20 protein-coding genes are annotated in these 24,062 nt (G+C 72.0%); 8 read left to right on the top strand and 12 right to left on the bottom strand.

Annotation, left to right across the window (positions count from 1 at the left end):
* The first annotated feature begins 65 nt into the window (after window positions 1–65).
* Complete coding sequence (locus OTB20_RS06495) at window positions 66–1,571, top strand: DUF2079 domain-containing protein (protein ID WP_267815639.1); 1,506 nt, start codon at window positions 66–68, stop codon at window positions 1,569–1,571.
* Window positions 1,572–2,030: 459 nt separating this feature from the next.
* On the opposite strand, the gene OTB20_RS06490 is transcribed toward OTB20_RS06495, so the two are convergent.
* Both OTB20_RS06490 and OTB20_RS06485 read right to left on the bottom strand, forming a co-directional pair.
* Complete coding sequence (locus OTB20_RS06490; protein ID WP_267751621.1) at window positions 2,031–2,216, bottom strand: hypothetical protein; 186 nt, start codon at window positions 2,214–2,216, stop codon at window positions 2,031–2,033.
* 134 nt (window positions 2,217–2,350) lie between these two features.
* Complete coding sequence (locus tag OTB20_RS06485; RefSeq protein ID WP_267815638.1) at window positions 2,351–3,265, bottom strand: SPFH domain-containing protein; 915 nt, start codon at window positions 3,263–3,265, stop codon at window positions 2,351–2,353.
* 275 nt (window positions 3,266–3,540) lie between these two features.
* Between OTB20_RS06485 and OTB20_RS06480 the strand changes: the two genes are divergently transcribed.
* Window positions 3,541–5,814, top strand: a complete 2,274-nt coding sequence (locus tag OTB20_RS06480) for a transglycosylase domain-containing protein (protein ID WP_267815637.1) — start codon at window positions 3,541–3,543, stop codon at window positions 5,812–5,814.
* A gap of 78 nt (window positions 5,815–5,892) precedes the next feature.
* On the opposite strand, the gene OTB20_RS06475 is transcribed toward OTB20_RS06480, so the two are convergent.
* The 3 genes from OTB20_RS06475 to OTB20_RS06465 form a co-directional block, all read right to left on the bottom strand.
* On the bottom strand, window positions 5,893–8,148 hold the full coding sequence (locus OTB20_RS06475; RefSeq protein ID WP_267815636.1) for an ATP-binding SpoIIE family protein phosphatase: 2,256 nt from the start codon (window positions 8,146–8,148) through the stop codon (window positions 5,893–5,895).
* A gap of 256 nt (window positions 8,149–8,404) precedes the next feature.
* Window positions 8,405–9,172 carry a DUF402 domain-containing protein gene (locus OTB20_RS06470; protein WP_267815635.1) on the bottom strand — a complete coding sequence of 256 codons (768 nt, stop codon included), beginning with the start codon at window positions 9,170–9,172 and terminating at the stop codon, window positions 8,405–8,407.
* 113 nt (window positions 9,173–9,285) lie between these two features.
* Window positions 9,286–10,701, bottom strand: coding sequence for a class II fumarate hydratase (locus tag OTB20_RS06465; RefSeq protein ID WP_267815634.1), 1,416 nt, complete (start codon window positions 10,699–10,701; stop codon window positions 9,286–9,288).
* A 107-nt stretch (window positions 10,702–10,808) separates the two neighbouring features.
* On the opposite strand from OTB20_RS06465, the gene OTB20_RS06460 reads away from it, so the two are divergent.
* The gene (locus tag OTB20_RS06460) at window positions 10,809–12,365 is read left to right on the top strand and encodes a ricin-type beta-trefoil lectin domain protein (RefSeq protein ID WP_267815633.1); all 1,557 of its coding nucleotides are present in this window, start codon (window positions 10,809–10,811) and stop codon (window positions 12,363–12,365) included.
* Between the two features lie 102 nt (window positions 12,366–12,467).
* Here OTB20_RS06460 and OTB20_RS06455 read toward each other — a convergent pair whose 3' ends face one another.
* Together OTB20_RS06455 and OTB20_RS06450 are read right to left on the bottom strand one after the other, a co-directional pair.
* Window positions 12,468–13,241 (bottom strand): glycerophosphodiester phosphodiesterase, encoded by a 774-nt coding sequence (locus OTB20_RS06455; RefSeq protein WP_267815632.1) that lies wholly within the window; start codon window positions 13,239–13,241, stop codon window positions 12,468–12,470.
* 184 nt (window positions 13,242–13,425) lie between these two features.
* Window positions 13,426–15,090 carry a fumarate hydratase gene (locus tag OTB20_RS06450; protein ID WP_267815631.1) on the bottom strand — a complete coding sequence of 555 codons (1,665 nt, stop codon included), beginning with the start codon at window positions 15,088–15,090 and terminating at the stop codon, window positions 13,426–13,428.
* A 150-nt stretch (window positions 15,091–15,240) separates the two neighbouring features.
* Between OTB20_RS06450 and OTB20_RS06445 the strand changes: the two genes are divergently transcribed.
* The 3 genes from OTB20_RS06445 to OTB20_RS06435 all read left to right on the top strand — a co-directional run bounded on the left by OTB20_RS06445 (window position 15,241) and on the right by OTB20_RS06435 (window position 17,163).
* The gene (locus OTB20_RS06445) at window positions 15,241–15,918 is read left to right on the top strand and encodes a DUF1707 SHOCT-like domain-containing protein (RefSeq protein ID WP_267815630.1); all 678 of its coding nucleotides are present in this window, start codon (window positions 15,241–15,243) and stop codon (window positions 15,916–15,918) included.
* Between the two features lie 130 nt (window positions 15,919–16,048).
* Window positions 16,049–16,648, top strand: coding sequence for a TIGR03086 family metal-binding protein (locus OTB20_RS06440; RefSeq protein WP_267815629.1), 600 nt, complete (start codon window positions 16,049–16,051; stop codon window positions 16,646–16,648).
* A gap of 140 nt (window positions 16,649–16,788) precedes the next feature.
* Complete coding sequence (locus tag OTB20_RS06435) at window positions 16,789–17,163, top strand: WhiB family transcriptional regulator (protein ID WP_420716339.1); 375 nt, start codon at window positions 16,789–16,791, stop codon at window positions 17,161–17,163.
* 119 nt (window positions 17,164–17,282) lie between these two features.
* On the opposite strand, the gene glpX is transcribed toward OTB20_RS06435, so the two are convergent.
* Window positions 17,283–18,314, bottom strand: a complete 1,032-nt coding sequence (gene glpX / locus OTB20_RS06430; protein ID WP_267815628.1) for a class II fructose-bisphosphatase — start codon at window positions 18,312–18,314, stop codon at window positions 17,283–17,285.
* A gap of 211 nt (window positions 18,315–18,525) precedes the next feature.
* Here glpX and OTB20_RS06425 point away from each other — a divergent pair, with 211 nt between their 5' ends.
* Window positions 18,526–19,044, top strand: a complete 519-nt coding sequence (locus tag OTB20_RS06425) for a DUF4245 domain-containing protein (RefSeq protein ID WP_267815843.1) — start codon at window positions 18,526–18,528, stop codon at window positions 19,042–19,044.
* Window positions 19,045–19,208: 164 nt separating this feature from the next.
* Here the strand turns inward: OTB20_RS06425 and OTB20_RS06420 are convergent, their stop codons facing one another.
* The 4 genes from OTB20_RS06420 to OTB20_RS06405 all read right to left on the bottom strand — a co-directional run bounded on the left by OTB20_RS06420 (window position 19,209) and on the right by OTB20_RS06405 (window position 22,929).
* Window positions 19,209–19,799: a malonic semialdehyde reductase gene (locus OTB20_RS06420; protein ID WP_267815627.1), complete on the bottom strand. Its 591-nt coding sequence runs from the start codon at window positions 19,797–19,799 to the stop codon at window positions 19,209–19,211.
* Window positions 19,800–19,898: 99 nt separating this feature from the next.
* The gene (locus OTB20_RS06415; protein WP_267815626.1) at window positions 19,899–20,126 is read right to left on the bottom strand and encodes an exodeoxyribonuclease VII small subunit; all 228 of its coding nucleotides are present in this window, start codon (window positions 20,124–20,126) and stop codon (window positions 19,899–19,901) included.
* Window positions 20,127–20,271: 145 nt separating this feature from the next.
* Window positions 20,272–21,489 (bottom strand): exodeoxyribonuclease VII large subunit, encoded by a 1,218-nt coding sequence (gene xseA, locus OTB20_RS06410; protein ID WP_267815625.1) that lies wholly within the window; start codon window positions 21,487–21,489, stop codon window positions 20,272–20,274.
* Between the two features lie 9 nt (window positions 21,490–21,498).
* Window positions 21,499–22,929, bottom strand: coding sequence for an APC family permease (locus tag OTB20_RS06405; RefSeq protein WP_267815624.1), 1,431 nt, complete (start codon window positions 22,927–22,929; stop codon window positions 21,499–21,501).
* A gap of 89 nt (window positions 22,930–23,018) precedes the next feature.
* Here OTB20_RS06405 and OTB20_RS06400 point away from each other — a divergent pair, with 89 nt between their 5' ends.
* Window positions 23,019–24,059 (top strand): 4-hydroxy-3-methylbut-2-enyl diphosphate reductase, encoded by a 1,041-nt coding sequence (locus tag OTB20_RS06400; protein WP_420716338.1) that lies wholly within the window; start codon window positions 23,019–23,021, stop codon window positions 24,057–24,059.
* Window positions 24,060–24,062 lie beyond the last annotated feature (3 nt).

Below are 24,062 nucleotides of genomic sequence, written 5' to 3'. Positions count from 1 at the left end.
CGGCCGGGGGGCCGTGGGCGGCTGGCACGTTGTGGGCGTCGGCCCCCGCGTCCGAAAGGCCCGCCATGCAAGCACCCCCCACCGGCGCCACCACCGCGCTCCCACCTCAGCAGTCGGGGCCCACGGGGCGGCCGGAGGCGGAGCCGTCCCGGAAGGCCGCGCCCGCGATCCCGTGGTGGGTGTGGACCCTGGCCGGCGGGCTCTTCTTCGTCTACACGCTGCTGTCGCTGCGGACCCACGCGCGGCTGCACTCCCACAGCTTCGACCTGGCCATCTTCGAACAGGCCGTCCGCTCCTACGCCGAGGGCCGGCTGCCGGTCTCGGAGGTCAAGGGGCCGGGCTTCCCCGTCCTGGGCGACCACTTCTCCCCGGTCCTGGCCGCCCTGGCACCCCTGTACCTGCTCTTCCCCTCACCACGGACCCTGCTCGTGGCGCAGGCCGCGCTGGTCGCCGCGAGCGTGCTCCCGCTGGCCCTCTGGGCGCGCCGCACACTGGGCGACGCGGCGGCCGTGGTGACCGGGCTCTGCTACGGGCTCTCGTGGGGCATCGCGAACGCGATCGGCTTCGACTTCCACGAATGGGCCTTCGCCGTCCCGCTCCTGGTCTGCTCACTGGCCGCGCTCGGCAGCGGACGGCTGCGCGCCGCCGCGTGCTGGGCGCTGCCGCTGGTCCTGGTGAAGGAGGACCTCGGGCTGACCGTGGCCGTGATCGGAGGGCTCATCGCGTGGCGCGGCGGCCGGGGCGGGCGCCGGCTGGGCATCGCCCTCGCCGTGACGGGCGCGGCGTGGACACTGCTGGCCGTGACGGTGGTGCTGCCGGCCCTGAGCCCGAGCGGCTCGTACTTCTACGCCTCCTTCCTGGGCGGGGGCGCGGACGCGGCCGCGGGCACCGCAGGCGGTGCGGGCGGGGGCTTCGGCGACCTGCTGTTCAAGGGCACGGTCGGGCTCGTCACCCCCGACGCCAAGGTGGCCACGCTGCTGACGGTGCTGGCCCCGACGCTGTTCCTGGCCCTGCGCTCCCCGCTGGTGCTGGTCGCCGTGCCGGGCCTGCTGTGGCGCGGGATCTCCGACTATCCGGCCCACTGGGGGACCGGCTACCACTACTCCTTCACGGTGATGCCCATCGTCTTCGCCGCCTTCGTCGACGCCCTGGCGCGGCGCGGCACCACCACCGCCGGACTGCGGCGCTACCTGGCGGGCGCGGCCGGGGTCTGCGTGCTGCTGCTGCCGGTGCACTCGCTGGGCCAGCTGTTCCAGCCGGCCTTCTGGCGTACCGACCCGCGGGTCGCCGTGGCGCAGCGGCTGATGGACCGGATCCCGGACGGGGCCACGGTCCAGGCCTCGGACGGGCTGGTCCCGCACCTGGCGAACCGTACGAGCGTCAGCCTCTACGGCTGGGCGGCGAGCCGGCCCGACCCGGAGTGGATCATCGTGGACACCGGGGTGGCGCCGGAGCTGCGGTGGCCGCTGTCGGTGATGGAGGAATCCGTCACCCTCGGCGCGGCGCGCAGCCAGGGGTACCGGACCGCGGCCCAGGAGGACGGCTTCGTCCTGCTGAACCGCCGTTCCTGAAGGGCCGGTCCGGGGTGGTCCGGTCGGGGCATACGAAGATCCCGCTCGTGGTGAGCCGGTGGCAGGCGCCGCCGTCGAAGTACCGCTTCCCGGCGAGGAAGGCGAACGAGGTGGTGGAGCAGGACGCCGCCTCGGTGAACGCCTCGATGACGACCTTGCGCTGGTCGGTGGCCAGTTCGGCGGTGTACGGGCGGACCCGCGCGGGATCGTGCACCGGCAGGGCGGTGGCTCCTGCCTCGGCTCCCGCCGTGGCTCCACCAGTGGCCGTGCAGGAACAGGCCGCGGTGGAGGGGGGCTTGGAGCCGGCCGTGGCGCCGGTCAGGGAGAGCGCGGCCCAGGTCAGCCCGGCGCACGGAGTCCGGGGCCCGGGCCGGTTCGGGGTTCCCGTCCGTCGACTGCATCCGAGCCTCGCATTCGGTGAGACCCCCGGGGTGACGGGCGGAGCGTACCGATGCGGCTTCAGGAATCCGGAGAGGCGCGGGGGCGGCCCCGGGGCGGGATGGGGCCCGCCCCGCCGGGGAGGCGGCCGGCTTCGGCCAGGGCGCGGCGGAGCAGGAACTCGATCTGCGCGTTGGCGCTGCGCAGTTCCTCCCCGGCCCACCGCGCGAGCGCGTCGTGCACCTGCGGGTCGAGCCGCAGCAGCACCTGCTTGCGGGCCTGCCGCCCGGCCTTGGGGGCCGCCGCCGGCCCCTCGGCCGCGCCGGTGCGTCCCGGGTCGGCCGGGCCGGGTTCGGCGGAGTCCCGGCCGGCGTGGGGGTCCGTACCGCCGCCGTCGGGGCTCACTGGTAGAGGGTGCCCGTGTTGACGACAGGCTGGGCCGCGCGGTCACCGCACAGGACGACCATCAGGTTGGACACCATCGCCGCCTTCCGTTCCGGGTCGAGGTCCACGATGTCCTGCTCCGCGAGGCGGTTCAGGGCGAGCTCGACCATACCGACAGCGCCCTCGACGATCTGCTTGCGCGCCGCGACGATCGCACCCGCCTGCTGGCGCTGGAGCATCGCGGAGGCGATTTCCGGGGCGTACGCGAGGTGGGTGAAGCGGGACTCGATGATGTGGACGCCGGCCGCCTCGACGCGGGCGGACAGTTCGACGGCGAGCCGCTCGGTGATCTCCTCGGCGTTGCCGCGCAGCGACAGGCCGCCGTCCTCGTGGGCGTCGTAGGGGTACTCGATCGCGATGTGCCGGACGGCCGCCTCGGTCTGGGTCTCGACGAACTCGGTGAAGTCCTCGACCTCGAAGACGGCTCGCGCGGTGTCCTCGATCCGCCACACCACGACGGCCGCGAGCTCGATCGGGTTGCCGTAGGCGTCGTTGACCTTCATGACGGCCGTCTCGTGGTTGCGGACCCGGGTGGACAGGCGCTGGCGGGAGGTCAGGGGGTTGACCCAGCGCAGTCCGTCGGCGCGGATGGTGCCGCGGTAGCGGCCGAACAGCTGGACCACGCGGGCCTCGCCCGGTGCGACCGTGTTGAGCCCGCCCATGGCGATGAGCGCGGCCAGGGCCAGGACGACGCCCGCCGCGATCAGGGCCACCTTGGCGCCGTCGGTCCCGGACACCGCGCCGAGCGCTATCAGGCCCGCCCCGCCGGCCACTCCCGCCAGTCCGAGCAGCAGCGCGAGCCCGCCGCCGACGCTCCGCGCGGGGAACTCCCGTACGCCGCTCTCGGTGCCGCCCGTGGTGTTCGTCATCATCTGCCCCGTTTCCTTCGGTGGACGGCTGATCGAGCCGCCTAGCAAAGTGATATCACTTTTTAGGGATCGGCGACAGGCCGGCGACAGGCCGACGGCGGGTGGGGCGTGGAATCCGGCAACCCCAAGGGCTCCGATTGCGTCGGTTCCGATGGGGTGGGTGCTCATTCTCACGTCCGAATTGCCCGCTATGGGTATCGGTTGACCGGTTTTTGTCACAGCCTGCGGTGTTAGCTTGCTGAGCTGACGTCGGGGGGTTATCGAGCGGAGCGGGAGCGATGGGCCGAGCAGAAGCGCGAAAGGCGCAGCAGCAGCGCGGTGCGCGACGAGCGCCGCGCGGGCGCGTCAAGGGCAAGGGCAAGGGCGGGCGGGCGGGCGGAAAACCGGCCGGCATACGCCGCTTCTTCACCTGGAGGAAGATCCTCGGCACCTTCTTCGGGGCGGTGCTGCTCGGCATGGCGGCCCTGGTCGGCCTCTACTTCTACGTGGAGACGCCCAATCCCAAGGCCGACGCGCTGACGCAGAACAACGTCTACAAGTTCTCCAACGGCACGGTCATGGCCCGCGTCGGTGCCAAGAACCGTCAGATCGTGTCGATCGACAAGATCCCGGAGGAGGTGCAGACGGCCTTCATCGCGATCGAGAACAAGTCCTTCTACAGCGACCGGGGCATCGACCTCAAGGGCATGGCCCGGGGCCTGTTCAACACCGTCACCGGCAGGGGCAAGGCCGGCGGTTCGACGATCACCCAGCAGTACGTCAAGAACTTCTACCTGACGCAGGACCAGACGGCGACCCGCAAACTGAGGGAGCTGATCATCTCCCTCAAGGTCGACCAGGAGATGGAGAAGCCCGAGATCCTCGCGGGCTACATGAACACCAACTTCTACGGGCGCAACGCCTACGGCATCCAGGCCGCGGCCCAGGCCTACTACGGGGTCGACGCCGAGAAACTGACCCTGGAACAGGGCGCGTACCTCGCAGCCGTCCTCCAGGCCCCCAGCCAGTACGACTGGTCGACCGCCGGCCCGAACGGCAAGGCCCTGGTCATGATCCGCTTCAACGGAGTCCTCGACAACATGGTCGAGATGGGCAAGCTGGACCCGGCCCGGCGCAAGGCGATGAAGTTCCAGGAGCCGATCAAGCCCAAGGCCGCGCCCGGTTCGGAGGGCCAGAAGGGCTACCTGATCCAGGCCGCCGACGAGGAGCTCAAGCGGCAGACCGGCATGGACGACGCCCAGCTCAAGGCCGGCGGCTGGGAGATCACCCTCAACATCGACCCGAAGAAGCAGGCGGCGCTGGAGGCGGCGGTCCAGGACGAGCTGGAATCCAAGCTCGACCGCAAGGGCCGCGCCGTCGACGCCGCCGTCCAGGCGGGCGCCACCTCCGTGGATCCCAAGACCGGCGCGATCGTCGCGATGTACGGCGGCACCGGGCAGAGCGAGCAGTGGGCCAGCAACGCCCTGCGCAAGGACTTCCAGCCGGGCTCGACCTTCAAGCCGGTCGTGCTCGCCTCCGCCCTGGAGACCGGGGCGAGCACGCAGGACGGCAAACCGATCACCCCGAACGCCCTCTACGACGGCACCAGCAAGCGCCCCGTGGTCGGGAGCACCGTCCCGTTCAACCCGCAGAACCAGGACGACCGCGACTACGGCACCCCGATGATGACGGTCCAGTCCGCCACCAACTCCTCGGTGAACTCCGTGTACGCCCAGATGATCGTGGACGTGGGGCCGAAGAACGCGAAGAAGACCGCCCTGGAACTCGGCATGCAGGACCGCGACGGCTGGCCCGAGGACAAGCCCGCCATGTCGCTCGGCACCATGAGCGCCGACACCCTGGAGATGGCCGGCGTCTACGCCACCTTCGACAACCACGGCAAGAAGGTCACGCCGAGCATCATCAAGTCCGCCGAGCACGCGACCCGCGAATACAAGCCGGTCCGCGCCGTCGGATCCCAGGCCATCAGCCGCAAGACCGCCGACACCGTCACCAAGGTGCTCACCGGCGTCGTCGAGGACGGCTCCGGCAAGGCCGTGAAGAGCTCGGCCTACGAGGCCGCGGGCAAGACCGGCACCACCGAGAAGAACGTGGCCGCCTGGTTCACCGGCTTCACCCCGGAACTGGTCACCGTCGTCGCGATGTTCGGAGACGAGCCCGGCACCCACACCCAGACCAGCCTGACCGGTACGGCCGGCGGCGGACGCGCGGGCGGCTCCAGCTTCCCGGCCGCGATCTGGAAGGAGTACACGCTCGCCGCGCTCAAGGGCGGCGACACCGGCTCCTTCGACCTGGACGAGGCGGAGATGGGCAAGGTCCAGTCGCAGAGCTCCAGCACCTCCCCGACGCCCACGCCGAGCCACCCCACGAGCACCCCGCCGCCGGCCAGCAGCACGCCGCCCAAGCCCACCCCGAGCCGGACGCCGCCGACCCACAGGCCGACCCCGACGCCGACCCCGACGCCGACACCCACCCCGACCCCGACACCGACGCCGTCGAAGACCACGTCGCACAAGCCCGTACAGCCGGACCCCCAGGTGCCCCGGCTGTAGCTGCCGGAGCACCACACACCACTGCCCCGCCGGCACGAAGCCGCGGGGCAGTGGTGTGTGGTCCGGCCGACGGGGAGGTCAGTGCTTCTGCGGCGGGCCCGGCGTGGTCGGCAGTGCGAGCTCGAACCAGACGACCTTGCCGCTGCTCAGCCGGGTGGCACCCCATCGGCGGGCCATCCGGTTGACCAGGAACAGACCGCGGCCGCCCTCGTCGTCGTCCCGCGCCCGGCGCTGGCGCGGCAGTTGCGGGGAGTCGTCGCCGACCTCGCAGCGCAGTACGTCCGTGCGCAGGAGACGCAGGGTCACGGGCCGCTCGGCGTACCGCACGGCATTGGTGACGACCTCGCTGACCAGCAGCTCCAGGGAATCCTCGAGCTCCTCCAGCCCCCAGCGGGCCAGTGCGCGGCGGGCGAACCGGCGGGCCCGGCCCGGAGCGGTCTCCTCCGGGTCCAGGAACCAGTACGCCACGTCACTGGGCGCGATCCCGTCGAACCGGGCCGCGAGCAGCGCGATGTCGTCGTCCCGGTCACCGGGGCCGAGCATGTCCAGGATGTCGTCGCACAGGGCCTCCAGGGGCGGCGGGTGGTCCAGGCCCGTCAGTTGAGCGGTGGTGGCCAGGCGCTCGCGAAGCTGCTCGATGCCGGTCCAGACGTCGCGCAGCCGGGACTCGACGAGGCCGTCGGTGTACAGCACGAGGGTGGCCCCGGCCGGGGCGTCCAGCTCCACGGCCTCGAAGTCCACGCCGCCGACGCCGATGGGGGCGCCGGGGGGTACGCGCAGCACCTCGGCGCGGCCGCCCAGGTGCAGCAGCACCGGCGGCGGGTGGCCGGCGTTGGCGATGGTGATCCGGTGCGAGACCGGGTCGTAGACGGCGTAGAGGCAGGTGGCCATCCGGTCGGAGCCCAGGCGCTGCGCCTGCTCGTCCAGGTGGTGCAGGACCTCGGCGGGCGGCAGGTCGAGCTGCGCCAGCGTCTGGGCCGTCGTACGGAGCTGTCCCATGATCGCGGCGGAGGTCATGGAGTGGCCCATGACGTCGCCGACGACGAGCGCGACCCGGCTGCCGGGCAGGGGTATGGCGTCGTACCAGTCGCCGCCGACCCGGGCCGTCTCGGCGGCGGGCAGGTAGCGGCTGGCGAGGCGGACGCCGGTGGGCTGGGGGAGGCTGTCGGGCAGCATCGTGCGCTGGAGCTCGTCGGCGATGTAGGCCTCGCGGCCGTAGAGCACGGCCTTGTCGATGCCCAGCGCGGTGTGGGTGGCCAGCTGGGCGGCGACCAGCAGGTCGTTCGTCTCGAAGGCGGGCCGCTCGGGGGTGCGCAGGAACACCGCCGCGCCGATGACGCGGCGCCGGCCGCGCAGCGGGGCCAGGATGGCCCGCTGGCCGCGCGGCACCGGATGGTCGGCGCCCAGCAGCTCCGGCAGGGCCGCCCGGGCGGCGGCGGAGGACCCGAAGACGGGCCGTACGCCGCGCAGCACCTCGGCGAGTGCCCCGCCGGGGCGGATCTCGCACAGCTCCGCCGCGGGCAGGTCGCCCTGCGGGCCGACCAGGGCCAGCTGGCTGAAGTCGAGCTCGCCGTCGGGGGTCAGCGCGCCGGCCGCGGCGGCGCTGCCGGTGAACTCGTCGATCGGCCGGAGCCGGTCGGTTCGCCGGAGCCGCAGAACGACCGGCCCGACGGGCCGCTCGTCGCCGACGGGGAGGGGATCGCGCAGGTAGACGAGGATGGCGTCGGAGAAGGTGGGCACGGTGGCCCGGCACAGGCCGAGGACGATCTCGTCGAGGTCGATCCCGCGCGCGATCCGCCGGGTGGCCGCTCCGACGAACCGCAGCCGGTCGCCTTCGCGCCGCGCGATGCTCGTATCGGCCCCGGTACCGGCGCCCTGGCCGGAGGTGGCGGTGAACCCGGCGCCGGCCGGGCCGGATGCTCCGGGTCCGGCCGCCTCGAGGGCGGTTTCGCCCTCGCGGGTGCGCGCGCTGCCGGCCTCGGAGGCCGCGGCCTCGTCGCGCAGGGCCCGTACCCGGTCCGTGCCGGAGGCCGGAAGCGGGGGTTCGCCCGGCTTCGCCGCGCCGGGGGCTTCGGGGCCCGGGCCCGGCTCGCCGCCGGGGGCCGTTCCTCTGGTCCGGCCGGGATCCGCGGCGGAGGCGGCCGGGGCCTGTGCGGTGCCGCGGGGGCGGGGCAGGTCCGCCGCCTGGGGCTGCGCATGCGTGCGTACGGCCTCGGCCGCCGGGAGCGGGGCCTTGCCGTGGCCCAGTTCCTCCGTGCCGTGGCCGGGCTCGTCCGTCCGACCGCCGGAGGCAACCGGCTGGGGGCCCTCCTGAGAGGTGGGGTACTCCGTCACGCGTGGCATTCCGTCCGTTTGCGCTCGATGTGCGCTGCACTCAACTCGGTCAGTCGCGGTATACCCGCTCAGCGGCGGGGACACCATCACCCCGCGGATCCTCCCCCAAACTTCGTTCGGGGGGACCCCCGCCCGCTCGTTACCTTTCGATATCGCGTCGACCTGGATCAAATGCTGCGTGGATGGCGACATTTGACCGCCCGCGTCCCGGCGTAGGACGATCCTACGATCGCCCCCCGGGGGCGCATCAAGGGTCTCATGAGGTCATATGCGCCGGGGTGCGGTCCCAGTCCTCGGGTAGCGCCGGTACGCCCCAGGACGGGTCCGGCCGCCAATCCTGCCAGCCTTCGGAGAACGGCGGACCCCAGGCCCGGATCACGTCCACCGCCGCCCGGCCGGCCGCGCGCACGCGGCGCGCCTGGTCCGGGTCCATCAGGCCGGACCGCTGGGCCTGCGCGAACTCGTCCTCGTCCCGCCACTTCCAGGTGCGGTCCGGGTAGACGGAGATGTCCAGGAAGTGGTCCTCGGAGTCGATGCCGCCGGACCACCGGGTCCGCGGCTCCTCCAGATTCACGTACCAGCTCCTGAAGAGCCAGCCGTGGTCCCAGAACAGCCACACCGACCAGGGGTCCCCGGGCCGTGCCAGCTTCAGCACGCCCGCCCCGAACCAGCGCGACCGTACGGTGGTGCGCGGCGCGGTGTACCGGGTGGCGAGCGGCTCCTCGTGGACCGGGGTCCCGTCGGCGAGCACCGGCTTGACGCACTCGGTCCCGGGGGCCATCCACACCGCGAGGAGCTCGTCGGTGTCGGTCACCACGGTCACGGGCCGGCAGATGTGGACGGCGCCCTTCGGGCCGGGCGCGTGATCGCGGTAGCGCCAGAGGATCTGCTCCCCGGGCGCCCAGCGGGTGCCTTCCGGGGCACTTCGCTCCACGCTCCGTGCCGAGCCTCGTGCCGAGCCCGGTGCGGAGCTCCGCGCCGAGCTCCGCGCACTGCCGCCCCCGCGGCCTCCGGTACCTGTCATGGGCAGATCTTAGGGCGGGGGTCCGGGGGATGGCTGCGGTGCAGGTCATCGAGGTGTTCGGGGACGGGAAACGACCGGATCCTGACCCCCCGGGCGGAGCGGCCCCGGCGGGGTCAGGGGTGGGTCATCCGCAGGACGTCCAGTGCTTCGTCGAGCTGTTCCAGGGTGAGGTCGCCGCGGTCCACGTAGCCCGACTCCAGGACGACCTCCCGGATCGTCTTCTGCTCCGCGAGGGACTTCTTGGCCACCTTGGCGGCCTCCTCGTAGCCGATGTACCGGTTCAGCGGGGTCACCACGGAGGGCGAGGACTCGGCGTACTGCCTGGCCCGGGCCGTGTTGGCGGTGATTCCGTCCACGGTGCGGTCGGCCAGCAGGCGGCTCACGGAGCCCAGCAGCCGGATGGACTCCAGGAGGTTGCGGGCCATCACGGGGAGCATCACGTTGAGCTCGAAGTTGCCCGCGGCGCCCGCCACCGCGACCGCCGTGTCGTTGCCCATCACCTGGGCGGCGACCATCAGCGCGGCCTCCGGGACGACCGGATTGACCTTCCCGGGCATGATCGAGGACCCCGGCTGGAGATCCGGGAGGTTGATTTCGGCCAATCCTGTGCGCGGGCCCGAGGCCATCCAGCGCAGGTCGTTGCAGATCTTGGTGAGCGAGACGGCGACCGTACGGAGCATTCCGGAGGTCTCGACGAGGGCGTCCCGGGCCCCCTGGGCCTCGAAGTGGTCCCGGGCCTCGGTCAGCGGCAGCCCTGTCGCGGCGGCCACTTCGGCGATCACGGCCGCGGAGAACCCGGGCGGGGTGTTGATCCCGGTGCCGACGGCGGTTCCGCCCAGGGGAAGTTCGGCCAGCCGGGGCAGCGCCGCCCGCAGCCGCTCCACGCCGTAGCGGATCTGGACGGCGTACCCGCCGAACTCCTGGCCCAGGGTGACCGGGGTGGCGTCCATCAGGTGCGTCCGCCCGGCCTTGACCACCTGGGAGAACTCGGCGGACTTGCGCTCCAGCGCGCCGGCCAGGTGCTCCAGGGCGGGGACGAGTTCACCGGTCACGGCGGCGGTGGCGGCGATGTGGATGGAGGAGGGGAAGACGTCGTTGGAGCTCTGCGAGGCGTTGACGTGGTCGTTGGGGTGGACGGCGCGGCCGAGCCGTTCGGTGGCCAGGGTGGCGATCACCTCGTTGGCGTTCATGTTGGACGAGGTGCCGGAGCCGGTCTGGAACACGTCGACGGGGAAGTGCTCGTCCCAGCGGCCCTCGGCGACCTCGGCCGCGGCCGAGCCGATCGCCGCGGCGATGTCCTCGTCGACCACGCCGAGCCGGGCGTTGACGGCCGCCGCCGCGGCCTTGATCCGGGCCAGCGCCTCGATGTGGGCGCGCTCCAGGCGCTGTCCGGAGATGGGGAAGTTCTCCACAGCGCGCTGGGTCTGAGCTCGCCATTTGGCGTGCGCGGGGACGCGTACGTCTCCCATGGAGTCGTGCTCGACGCGGAACCCCTCGGGGCCGTCGCCGGTCTGCTGACTTCCGGTCATCTGTGGTGCCTCCTGAAAAAGTTGAGCAATTGTCTTGTTCGGACTGTTCCCAACTCGCCTACCGACCAGTAAATACCGGGGGTAACACCGAGATCTGGGAGGCGTTCATGGCACGTGCCCGTACACAATCAAAGATCCGACTCAGATCTACCCTCGCCGCCGTCGCGGCGGTCGCGGCCGCCCTCGGGGGCGTCACCGCCATCACCCCCACGGCCCACGCGGCCACCGGCGCCGGGGCTGCCGGGACGGCCGCCGGGGCCGCCGCCACTGCGCTCACGCCCGAACTGGAGGCCATCCGGGCCGCCGAGGCCGTCAAGATCTACGGCGACTCCGCGATCCGCCCGCTCGCGGACCGCAAGACCGGCCTGATCTCGCTCGGAGACAGCGAGATCTCGGGCGAGGGCGTCGGCAACTACGACCCCGCGACCAACACCCCGTCCAACCAGTGCCACCGCTCGCCCGACTCGGCGATCCACCGCACCGGCATCGCGGCCGACTACACCTTCAACGCGGCCTGCTCCGGCGGCTACACGGGCAACATCAAGATCGGCGGCAGCAAGCAGTACGCCGACGAGCTGGTGCAGAGCGACAGCCTTGCCATCAAGGCCCGCAACACCAAGATCAAGATGGTGCTGCTGGTCGCCGGCGCCAACGACGACCTGCAGTTCGGCCCGGTCATGACCGACTGCGTCACCCGCTGGGTGCTCAGCCAGGGCACCTGCGAGCCGAAGTACGGTCCGGGCTGGCAGGCGCGCGTCGACGGGCTGAAGCCCAAGGTCCAGTCGACGGTCGGCGACCTCAAGACGGTCATGCGCGACGCCGGTTACGCCGACTCCGACTACAAGCTGGTCGTGATGGGCTACCCCAGCCCGATCGGCCCCGACTTCAACGACAACCCCGACTTTCCCGGCAAGCTCCCCGGAGGCTGCGCCGGCTACGACTCGGACGCCGCCTGGGGCCGCAACTACGCGGTGCCCACCTTCGAGAAGGGCATGCGTGCGGCCGCCCTCGCCGCGGGAGCGACCTACCTCGACAACTCGCGGCTCTTCCAGGGCCACGAGGTCTGCATGGAGGACCCCTGGGCCCGCGGCCTCTACCTCGACCTCGGGGACCACTTCCCGTGGGACGAGAACACCGCCCGACAGTCCTTCCACCCCAACTACCGCGGCCACGGCGCCTTCGCGTCCTGTCTGACCCAGCTCTACGCCTCCGGCCTGCGCGAGGCCTCCTGCGCCGACCCGGCGAGCACCGGCACCCCCGTCCTGCAGGCCGGGGCCTGGGACGACCTGTACAAGCCGCTGAAGAACGAGGCGACCGGCAACTGCCTCGACGCCAACGGCAGCTCCAGCGCCAACAACACCAAGGTCCTCGGCTGGGACTGCCACGGCGGCCGCAACCAGAGCTGGTGGTACGACTCCGCGAAGAAGTCGGTCCACGTCGAACTCACCCATGACCGCTGCATAGACGCGCCCGGCGCCACCTACGGCAACGGCACCGCGTTGATCATCTGGAACTGCCACGGCGGCGCCAATCAACAGTTCGTCCGCGACGGAGCCACCCTGCGGCCCGCCGCCGCCCCGGGCATGTGCCTGACGGTGGCCGCGGCCCACGACCCGCTGCGCCTCCAGACCTGCAACGGCTCGGCGAACCAGCGCTTCGTCTAACCCCCACGCCTGACCTCCACGCCGTACCCGTACCGCCTACGGACCCGTACCCCCGTCGGGTTCGATGCCCCCACACCCGGCCGGCGCACCCCGGCCGGGTCCTCACAGGTCGCGCAGCAGTTTCCGTACGTCCCGGGGCCGGTTGGTGATGACCGTGTCCACGCCCAGGCGTACACAGAGCTCCACGTCCTCCGGCTCGTCCACGGTCCACACGCGCACCTGGAGCCCCTTCGCCCTCAGCCGGCCCACCAGTCCCGGATCCTGCCGGACCAGTTCGATGCCGGGACCCGCGTGGAGGGCGTACGGGGGACGGACCGGCCGTACCCTGCGCTCGATCAGGTACACGGCGGGCAGCCCCGGCGCGAGACGGTGCATCCGGGTCAGCGCGGTGCGCGAGAAGCTCATCACCTCGACCCGGCCGGCGCCGCCGTGGGCGAGCCCGTACTCCCTTAGCAGCCGCACGAGTTCGGCCTCCAGGCGGCCGCCCGCACGGGTGGGGTGCTTGGTCTCGACGGCCAGCCCGACGGGGTAGGGCGCGCCGAGGGCCTCCTTGAGCAGGTCCTCGAAGAGCAGCACCCGGGCCCCCGCGTGCCCGGGACCCTTCCACGCCCCGAAGTCCAGGGCGCGCAGCTCCTCGTACGTCATCTCGGAAACGACCCCCCGGCCGTCGGAGGTCCGCTCGACGCGCCGGTCGTGCACGCAGACCAGCTTGCGGTCGGCGGTGAGCCGGACATCGCACTCCAGCGCGTCGGCCCCGTCGATGATGGCCTGCCGGTAGGCGGCCATGGTGTGCTCGGGATGCTCGTGGGAGGCCCCGCGATGGGCGATGACCCGCGTGCGGTGGGCCGGGGGGAGGGAGGAGCTCGTCGCTGCCATGCGGAAATCCTTGCAAACCGGGGTGAACGCACAGGTCCGGGGTCGTGTCCCCGACGTTAACCGGCTGCGGCCCGTCTCCCCGGCAGGGCGGGGCCGCCACGGGTGTCGGTGCGGGTGGCGACAGGGGTGAGGGCCCCTTCGCCGCGCGGCGAAAGGGCCCTCGGGGTGCCGCTCGGGGGCCGGGTTACAGGCCCGGGCCGCGGACCGGGATGTGGGTGAAGGTCGGTTCCGGGGCGGGGACCTGGAAGAAGTCGTTGCCCTTGTCGTCGACCACGATGAAGGCCGGGAAGTCCTCGACCTCGATCTTCCAGACGGCCTCCATGCCGAGCTCCTCGTACTCCAGGACCTCGACCTTCTTGATGCAGTCCAGGGCGAGGCGCGCCGCCGGTCCGCCGATGGAGCCGAGGTAGAAGCCGCCGTGCGTGCCGCACGCGTCCGTCACCTGCTGGGAGCGGTTGCCCTTGGCCAGCATGACCTTGGAGCCGCCAGCCGCCTGGAACTGCTCGACGTAGGAGTCCATGCGGCCGGCCGTGGTCGGGCCGAAGGAACCGGAGGCGTAGCCCTCGGGGGTCTTCGCGGGGCCCGCGTAGTACACCGGGTGGTCCTTCAGGTACTGCGGCATCTGCGCGCCCGAGTCCAGCAGTTCCTTGATCTTGGCGTGCGCGATGTCGCGCGCCACGACCAGCGGGCCGGTCAGCGACAGCCGGGTCTTGACCGGGTGCTTGGTGAGGGTGGCGAGGATCGACTCCATCGGCTGGTTCAGGTCGATCGAGACGACGTCCGAGGCCTCGGCCAGGTGCTCGTCCGTGGTGTCCGGCAGGAAGCGCGCCGGGTCCGTCTCCAGCTGCTCCAGGAAGACGCCCTCGGCGGTGATCTTCGCGGTGGCCTGGCGGTCCGCGGAGCAGGAGACGGCGATCGCGACGGGCAGCGAGGCGCCGTGGCGGGGGAGGCGCACGACGCGGACGTCGTGGCAGAAGTACTTGCCGCCGAACTGCGCGCCGATGCCGATGCGCTGGGTCAGCTCGAAGACCTGCTGCTCCAGTTCGAGGTCCCGGAAGCCGTGGCCGAGCACCGAGCCCTCGGTGGGCAGCTCGTCCAGGTAGTGGGCGGAGGCGTACTTCGCGGTCTTGAGCGCGTGCTCCGCCGAGGTGCCGCCGACCACGATCGCCAGGTGGTACGGCGGGCAGGCCGCGGTGCCCAGCGAACGGATCTTCTCCTCCAGGAACTTCATCATGGAGGTCTCGTTGAGGACCGCCTTGGTCTCCTGGTAGAGGAAGGACTTGTTGGCGGAGCCGCCGCCCTTGGCCATGAAGAGGAACTTGTACGCGCCGCCGTCGGTCGCGTACAGCTCGATCTGCGCGGGCAGGTTCGAGCCGGTGTTCTTCTCCTCCCACATGGTGACCGGGGCCATCTGCGAGTAGCGCAGGTTCAGCCGGGTGTAGGCGTCGAAGATGCCGCGGGACAGGGCCGCCTCGTCGCCGCCCTCGGTGAGGACGTTCTGGCCGCGCTTGCCCATCACGATCGCCGTGCCCGTGTCCTGGCACATAGGCAGGACGCCGGCCGCCGCGATGTTCGCGTTCTTCAGCAGGTCCAGCGCGACGAACTTGTCGTTGGCCGAGGCCTCGGGGTCGTCGATGATCCGGCGCAGCTGCGCGAGGTGCGCGGGGCGCAGGAAGTGCTGGATGTCGTGGATCGCCTCTTCGGCGAGCTTGCGCAGCGCCTCCGGCTCGACCTTGAGGAACGTACGGCCGTCGGCCTCGAAGGTGGAGACGCCCTCGGAGGTCACCAGCCGGTACGGGGTGGAGTCCTCGCCCAGGGGCAGCAGGTCGGTGTACGCAAACTCTGGCATGACGGCAGTCATTCCCTCACTCGGCAGACGGCGCTGACGACCGTTTGGCAGCGCGGTATCCAGCGTAGGACCTCTGCCGGGGGCTTTGGTTGTGAGGTAAGGCTCACTGGGCAGTATCGCGATCTATCGTGTCTGGCTATGCTGGGTCCCGTGGACCTGGAAAAGCACCCCTCATCAGCGGCGGCCCCCCGGGCCGCCGCGCCCGCGACCGCCGTCGGACTGCGCGCCTCGGACGCGGACCGGGACCGTATCGCGTCGATCCTCGCCGACGCCGTCGCCGAGGGCCGGCTGACCGCCGAGGAGCACTCCGAGCGCCTCGACTCGCTGTACGCGCTGAAGACGGTCGGCGAGCTGGACACGCTCGTACGGGACCTGCCCGCGCCGGGCGCCGGCGTCCGGCAGGAGCCCGCGTACGCCGCGGCGGGCGTCCCCGGCGAGGCGATCGTGTCCGTGTGCAGCAGTTCCTCCCGCAGGGGCCGCTGGCGGCCCGGCGCGCACACCCGCGCGGTCTGCGTCATGGGCGACATCAGCATCGACCTGACCCGGGCGGTCTTCGAGCAGCAGGTCACCGAGATCAACGTGACCTGCCTCCTAGGCAACGTGGAGATCCTCGTCCCGGAGAACGTCACCCTGCGCGGCTACGGCAGCGGGGTCCTCGGCAACGTGGAGGTGCACGGCGAGGGCCGCGGCGGGACCGACCCGCACGCCCCGGTCGTGATCGTCCGCGGCTTCGCGCTGCTGGGCAACATCGAGGCCCGCCCCAAGGCCGGTGCCCGCCTGGTGGACCTGGCGGGCAGGCTCCGCAAGGGGCGGGAGGGCGGCCTGTAGGGGCGCTCGCCGATCGGGCCGATCGGGCCGGAGCGGGCGGAGTCGGCGGACCGGCCGGAGAAGGCCGTCGCGTCCGCAACTCGCCGCAAAATCAAGCCCTTTGGCCGGTAAGCAGTCGTAGGGTCGGCCCATGACGGTATCCAAGTGGGACCTGCTCGACCAGGCGTACGAGGCGCTGCGCGCCGTCACCGGCGGCGTGACGGCCGACGCCCTGCGCGCGCCGACTCCGTGCGACCAGTGGAATGTCGGCCAAGTGCTCCAGCACGCGGCCGGCGACCAGCTCGCCTACGCGGGCCGCCTCACCGGCGGGCCGGGACCGGCACAGGACCCCTTCGCGCCCACCGGCACCCTGGCCGGCAGCCCCGCCGAGCTGCTGGAGCCCGCCCTCGCCGCCGCCGCCGAGGCCTTCTCCGGGGTCGAGCCGGGCGCCGCCGAAGTGGCCGTCCCACTGCCGCCCTTCACCCTCCCCGCCGAGACCGCGGTCGCCGCGGCCGCCCTCGACGCGGCCGTCCACGCCTGGGACATCGCGGTCGCCACCGGCCAGGACTCCCCGCTGAACCCAGCCCTCGCGGCGGCCCTGCGCCCGGCCGCGCAGGCGCTCGCGGAGCCGCTGCGCGGGTTCGCGTACGCCCCGGAGCTCAGCCCCGGGCCCGATCCGGACACCGACCCGGCCGGCTCGCTGCTCGCCTTCCTGGGCCGCCGCCCCGACTGGACACCGCCCGCCCCATGACGGGGCCGGGCGTCGCCGGGGCGGGATCACCTTTCGGTCGAACCGGCCGGATCGGCGGCACTCGGCGCATAGGGGCGCGCACAGCGGGTAGGGACAGGTGCGTCGTCTCTCGCTCGCGTATACGTCGTCAGGAGTAGACCGTGCCGCATCCGCCGCGCCAGTCCCTGCAGGTAGCCGCCGTCCAGAGCCTTCAGGGGCGCCCGGCTGCCACCGTGCCGCAGCCGCGGGTTCCGGCCAGGCAGGAGGACGGCCCATGGCACGCGGACGCCGTGTGCCGAAGGGACGAGGCCGGGCTGTTCTTCGCCCCCTCCAAGGAGCCGACCGCCGCCCGGCTGTCCCGTGAGGACGCCGCCAAGCGGGTCTGTGCCCGCTGCCCCGTCATGGTCGCCTGCCGGGAGCACGCACTGATACAGCCCGAGCCGTACGGTGTCTGGGGCGGGCTGACGGCCGCCGAGCGCCGGGTGGTGCTGGCCCGCCGCCGGCGCCGGGCGGGGGAGCTGCGCGAAGCCTCGTAGGCGCGAAGTCCCGTAGGCCCGGAGCCTCGTGGCGCGCGGCCCTCGCAGGAGGGCATACGGAAAGGGGCGCCCCCGCCGCACGCGGGAGCGCCCCTTCCGGTTGCCGTGCCGTATTCGGCCTACTGGGCGCGGTCGAAGTCGATCGCGCTGTACGCGCGGAGCTTCGAGAGGCGGTGGGTCGAGTCGATCTGCCGGATCGTGCCCGACTTCGAGCGCATGACCAGCGAGGAGGTCGTCGCGGTCTCCGAGCGGTAGTGGACGCCGCGCAGCAGCTCGCCGTCCGTGATGCCCGTGGCGACGAAGAAGACGTTGTCGCCGGAGACCAGGTCGTTGGTGTGCAGGACGCGGTCCAGGTCGTGGCCCGCGTCGATGGCCTTCTGGCGCTCTTCCTCGTCCTTGGGCCACAGCTTGCCCTGGATGGTGCCGCCGAGGCACTTGATGGCGCACGCCGAAATGATGCCCTCGGGGGTGCCGCCGATGCCCAGGAGCAGGTCGACGCCCGTGCCCTCGCGGACCGCCATGACCGAGCCGGCGACGTCGCCGTCGGAGATGAACCTGATGCGGGCGCCGGTCTCGCGGATCTCCTTGACGATGCCTTCGTGGCGGGGGCGGTCGAGGATGACCACGGTGACGTCTTCCACGGCCATGTTCTTGGCCTTGGCGACACGGCGGATGTTGACGGAGACCGGGGCGTTGATGTCGACGAAGTCGGCGGCCTCGGGACCGGTGACCAGCTTCTCCATGTAGAACACCGCGGACGGGTCGAACATGGTGCCGCGGTCGGCGGCGGCCAGGACGGCGATGGCGTTCGGCATGCCCTTGGCGTTCAGGGTGGTGCCGTCGATGGGGTCCACGGCGATGTCGACCTCGGCACCGGTGCCGTCGCCGACCCGCTCGCCGTTGAAGAGCATCGGGGCTTCGTCCTTCTCGCCCTCGCCGATGACGACGACGCCGTTCATCGAAACGGTGGAGATCAGGGTCCGCATCGCGTTGACGGCGGCGCCGTCGGCGCCGAGCTTGTCGCCGCGCCCGACCCAGCGGCCGGCGGCCATGGCGGCGGCCTCGGTGACCCGGACGAGCTCCAGGGCGAGGTTGCGGTCGGGTGCCTCCGGAGAGACTTCGAGCTGGGGCGGCAGGTTGTGCTCGGTCATCGGAGCGCACCTTTCTGTACGGCGACGGCCGGGAGTGAGGGTCCCTGGACTCTATCGGTACGTCGACATATTGAGCAGACCGGGTCACGTATGAGCGCCATATCGGTCAGTCTTTTGTCCTGAGCGGACATCTTGCGCGGCCTTTGGCGCGGCATGCGGACCCCGGCGGTGATCGCCCGGGGCCATGCGGGACCATGGTGTCGTGGCAGGTATGAAGGGCAAGCAGACGGTCTTGGACATGGTCCGGTCGCTGGTGGTGATCGGCCTCGTGGTCGGGGGGATCTATTTGGTCATCCCACATGACGAGAAGGCCGATCCGACGAAGGTGGTCGACTACCGCATCGAAACCATCACCGCGCGGCGGGCGGCTCCGTATCCCGTGGCGGTGCCCGTCGGGCTGCCGGAGCGGTGGCGGGCGACCTCGGTGGCGTACACGCGCAAGGAGGCCAGCTCCTGGCACCTGGGCTTCGTGGACCCGCAGCAGCAGTACGTGGCGGTGGAGCAGTCCGCGGACGCCACGGACGGTTACGTGGGCAGGGTCACCCGGAGGGCGCAGGCCACCGGACAGACGCAGCAGGTCGGGGACCAGGTCTGGGAGCGCTGGGACGGCGAGAAGTACGACGCCCTCGTACGCCGCGAACAGGGCTACGTCACGGTGGTGACGGGCACGGCCTCCTTCGAGCAGCTCGGGGCGATGGCCGCGGCGCTGGAGTTCAAGCAGGGGGCCTAGGGCAGGTCCCGGGGCCAGGACAGGTCCCGGGGCCAGGGCGGCCCCCAGGGCGCCTGCGGCCCCTGCGCCGGACGCTGGGCGTCGCGCAGACGGCACGCGAAGAGGCCGCGCCCCCGGAATTCCGGGGGCGCGGCCTCTTTCGCGTACTGCCGGCGCGGCCGGGCTCAGACGGTCGCGATGACCTGGTCGAGCTCCAGGCGCGGGGAGCGCGCGAACCAGGCGTCCTCGCCCGGCTTGCCGATGTTGACGACCATCACCGGGGTGTGGTCGGCGTCCAGGAACTCCTTCTGGAGGCCGGCGAAGTCCGCACCGGTCATCGGGCCGGCGGCCAGGCCGGCGGCGCGGATGCCGATGATGAAGTACGCGGCCTGCAGCGAGGCGTTGACCAGCGCGGAGTGCTCGCGGACCGGGCGCTCGGAGAAGAAGGCGTCCTTGGCCTGCGGGAAGTGCGGGAGCAGCTGCGGGAGCTCCTCGTGGAACTCGTTGTCCGCGGACAGGATCGCGACCAGCGGGGCGGCGGCGGTCTTGGCCCGGTTGCCCTCGGCCATGTGCGCCACGAGGCGCTCGCGGGCCTCGGGGGAGCGGACCAGGGTGATGCGCAGCGGCGTCTGGTTGAAGGCGGTCGGGCCGAACTTCACCAGGTCGTAGATCGCCTGGATCTGCTCCTCGGTCACCGGCTCGTCGGAGAACGTGTTGGCGCTGCGGGCCTCACGGAAGAGGAGGTCCTGAGCGGCGGCGTCGAGAACGAGAGACATCGGAAAGCCTTCTTCTGTGCGGGGCTGCTGAAGCGATACCCGGAGACTACGACGCAGATAGATGAAAGTTCAACTAAATCTGCTTCCGGGTGGCAGGCATCACTCCTCGGGGGCCTGCTCCGCCGCCTCCCGCGACGCGAGCGCCGAGTCCAGCCGGGCGCGCGCACCCTCCAGCCAGTGGCGGCACACCTTCGCGAGCTCCTCGCCGCGCTCCCAGAGCGCGAGCGAGTCCTCCAGTGAGGTGCCGCCGGCCTCCAGTTTGCGGACGACCTCGATCAGCTCGTCCCGGGCCTGCTCGTACCCCAGCGCCGTATCGGTCTCGGCCATTCCCGCTCCCACCTTAAATGTGTAGTACACCGAATTCTGTCGCGGCAGTGTGAACTGTCGCTGTCGCTGTCGCTGTTGCCGTTGTCCGCCGCCGCCGTACCGCCCGCCGCGTGCCCGCCGTGGCGGCGTGGCCTGCGGTTCCGCGCTACGAGGACTCCTCGGCGACCCGCACCGCGAACTCCCCCTCCGCCACCCGCGCCCGCAGCACGTCGCCCGCCGCCACGTCCTCGGGTGAGCGCACCACGTGCCCGTCGGCCCCCTGGAGCACCGCGTACCCGCGCTCCAGCGTGGACGCCGGGGACAGCGCCACCACCCGGGCGAGCGTGTGCGCCAGCTCCGAGTCGGCCCGGTCCAACAGGTGCCCCAGGGTCCGGCGGCCGCGTGCCAGCAGTGCGTCCAGCTCCGCCTCCCGGGTCTCCACCATCCGCTGGGGATGGACGAAGACCGGCCGCGCGAGCGCGTGCGCGAGGCCCCGCTCCTCCCGGTCGAGCAGCCCGCGCACGGCGCGCAGCCCCCGGCCCTGCAGCTGGCGTACCCGCTCCAGCTCCTCGCCGACGTCCGGGACCACCTTCTTCGCCGCGTCCGTGGGCGTGGACGCCCGCAGGTCCGCGACCAGGTCCAGCAGCGGGGAGTCGGGCTCGTGCCCGATCGCCGAGACCACGGGGGTACGGGCCGCTGCCACGGTCCGTACGACCTCCTCGTCGGAGAAGGGCAGCAGGTCCTCCACGCTGCCGCCGCCGCGCGCCACGATGATCACGTCGACCTCGGGCAGCGCGTCCAGCTCCTTGACTGCCTGGATCACCTGGGGCACCGCGTGCACCCCCTGGACCGCGACGTTGCGGACCTCGAAGCGGACCGCCGGCCATCTGCGCCGGGCGTTCTCCAGCACATCGCGCTCGGCCGCCGAGGCCCGCCCCACCACCAGCCCGATCAGCTGCGGCAGGAACGGCAGCGGCTTCTTGCGGTCCAGCGCGAAGAGCCCCTCGGAGGCGAGGGCGCGCTTGAGCCGCTCCAGCCGGGCGAGGAGCTCGCCGATGCCGACGGGCCGTATCTCGGTCGCCCGCAAGGACAGCTGCCCGCGCGGGGCGTACCACTCGGGCTTGGCGAGTACGACGACGCGCGCTCCCTCCGTCACCGAGTCCGCGACCTCGTCGAAGACCTGCCGGAAGCAGGTCACGCTCAGGGAGATGTCGTGCGAGGGATCGCGCAGCGTCAGGAAGACCACCCCCGCCCCCGGCCTCCGCGAGAGCTGCGTGATCTGCCCTTCCACCCACACCTGACCGAGCTTGTCGATCCAGCCCCCGATGAGCCGGGACACCTGACCGACCGGCAGCGGCGCGTCAGCCGACGTATTCAGACCCATGCACGCAGGCTAGCCGCCAGAACCGACACCCGCGTCGGGCCCGGAACCCCGGCCCTCCGCGCGTCGCCCGCGCTGGGCCACCAGGATGCCCAGGCCCACCAGCAGCCACACCGCCCCCACCAGTTGCGCCGTCCACGAGGCCTCGACGATCACCGTGATGGTCACGGCGGCGCCGAGGACCGGGATCACCAGGTGCTTGAGCCAGTTCGGGGCGCCGCCCCGCCGCTTGACCACGAACCAGCCGACCACCGAGGCGTGCAGCAGCGTGAACGCCACCAGCGCCCCGATGTCCACGACGGACACCAGGTGGTCCAGGCCGTCGTCGCGCCGGGCCGCCCACACGGCCGCGATCAGCGTGACCGTCGCCGCCACCAGCAGGGCCGGGCGCGGGGTCCCGTGCGAGGTGTGGGCCAGCACGCGGGGCAGCCGCCGCTCGCGGGCCATCGCGAAGAGCAGCCGGCCCGCCGCGGCCTGCCCGGCCAGCGCGGCGAAGGCGGCCCCGATGGCCTTGCTGATGGCGACCAGATCGTGCAGCCAGGTCCCTACGGAGGCCTCGACGGTCGTGTAGAAGGCCGGCCCCTGCTTCGCCGGGTCGGCCGCCAGCTCCGCCGCCGACAGGGGGCTGAGGAGGGCCGCCAGATAGGTCTGGGCGATGAACAGCACCCCGGTCAGCGCCAGGCAGAACAGCACCGCCCGGGCCACCTTCGCGCTGCCGCCCGTCACCTCCTCCGCGAAGGAGGCGATGGCGTCGAAGCCCAGGTAGGACAGGACCGCGACGGAGACCGCGCCGAGCACGGCGGCCATCGAGAATCCGCCGAGCGAGCCGTCGCCGGTGAAGGGGGAGAGCCAGTCGCGGTGCGCCGCGCCCCGGGCCAGTACGGTCACGGCCGAGACCAGGAACACCAGCAGGACCGCGATCTCCATGGCCAGCACGGCGAAGCCCACGCGCGCGGCGGCCCGTACGCCCCACAGGTTGAGCAGGGTGGTCACGACCACCGCCAGGGCCGTCCACACCCACCGGGAGACCTCCGGGACCAGGGCGTTCATGGCGATCCCGGAGAACAGGTACGCGACCGCCGGGATCAGCAGGTAGTCGAGCATCGCCATCCAGCCGGCGATCAGACCGGGACCCTCGCCGAGGCCCTTGCGGGCGTAGGTGAAGACCGAGCCGGCCTGCGGGGCCACCCGCACCATCTGCGCGTAGGAGAAGGCCGTGAAGGCCATCGCCACCGTCGCGACGAGGTAGACGAGGGCGACGGCGCCGTGCGATTTGGCGTCGAGGGTGCCGAAGACGCCGACCGGGGCCATGGGGGCGATGAAGAGCAGCCCGTAGACGACCAGGTCCCGGAATCCGAGGGTGCGGCGCAGCGAGGTGCCCGGTGCGGCGGAGGGGCTGCCGGGTGAGCCGGGCGGCTCGGTGGGATCCGTCGCGGACGCCATCGTTCCTCCGAGGGGGATAGCCGGTGCGTACGTTCGACCCAAGTCTGTGCCGAGCGGGGGACGCCCGGCCTGCTGGACACCCCCGTACGATGGAGCCCATGACTGCTGCCACCCCCGCTCCCGCATCCCGCCGCGTCCTGCTCGCCGCCCCGCGCGGCTACTGCGCGGGCGTGGACCGAGCCGTGATCGCCGTCGAGAAGGCACTCGAACAGTACGGTTCGCCGGTCTACGTCCGGCACGAGATCGTGCACAACAAGTACGTCGTCCAGACCCTGGAGAAGAAGGGGGCCATCTTCGTCGAGCGGACGGAAGAGGTTCCCGAGGGTTCCATCGTGATGTTCTCCGCGCACGGCGTGGCCCCCGTGGTGCACGAGGAGGCGGCGCGAGGCAAGCTCGCGACGATCGACGCCACCTGCCCGCTGGTCACCAAGGTCCACAAGGAAGCGATCCGCTACGCGAACGAGGACTTCGACATCCTCCTCATCGGCCACGAGGGCCACGAGGAAGTCGTCGGCACCTCCGGCGAGGCCCCGGACCACATCACCATCGTGGACGGCCCGCACGACGTGGAGAAGGTCACCGTCCGCGACGAGTCGAAGGTCGTCTGGCTGTCGCAGACCACGCTCTCCGTCGACGAGACGATGGAGACGGTCGACGCGCTGAAGACCCGCTTCCCGCTGCTCGTCTCGCCGCCGAGCGACGACATCTGCTACGCCACCTCGAACCGCCAGGAGGCGGTCAAGGTGATGGGCGCGGACTGCGACCTGGTCATCGTCGTCGGCTCCAAGAACTCCTCGAACTCGATCCGGCTGGTCGAGGTCGCCCTCGACGCCGGCGCGGGCGCCGCGTTCCTCGTGGACTTCGCGAGCGAGATCGACGAGGCCTGGCTGCAGGGCGTCACCACCGTCGGTCTGACCTCGGGCGCCTCGGTGCCGGAGGTACTGGTCGACGAGGTGCTGGAGTGGCTGGCCGCGCGCGGGTACGCCGACGTGGAGATCGTCAAGACGGCCGAGGAGTCCATCGTCTTCTCCCTGCCCAAGGAGCTGCGCCGCGACCTGCGCGCGGAGGCGGCGGAGCTCGTGGCGGCGCCGGGCGCGGCGGCGAGTGCGGCGTCGGTCGAGCAGAAGTAGGCC

The organism is Streptomyces sp. H27-H1 (assembly GCF_026627445.1).
Lineage (GTDB): Bacteria > Actinomycetota > Actinomycetes > Streptomycetales > Streptomycetaceae > Streptomyces.
This window is presented reverse-complemented; position numbering and strand designations above follow the sequence as displayed.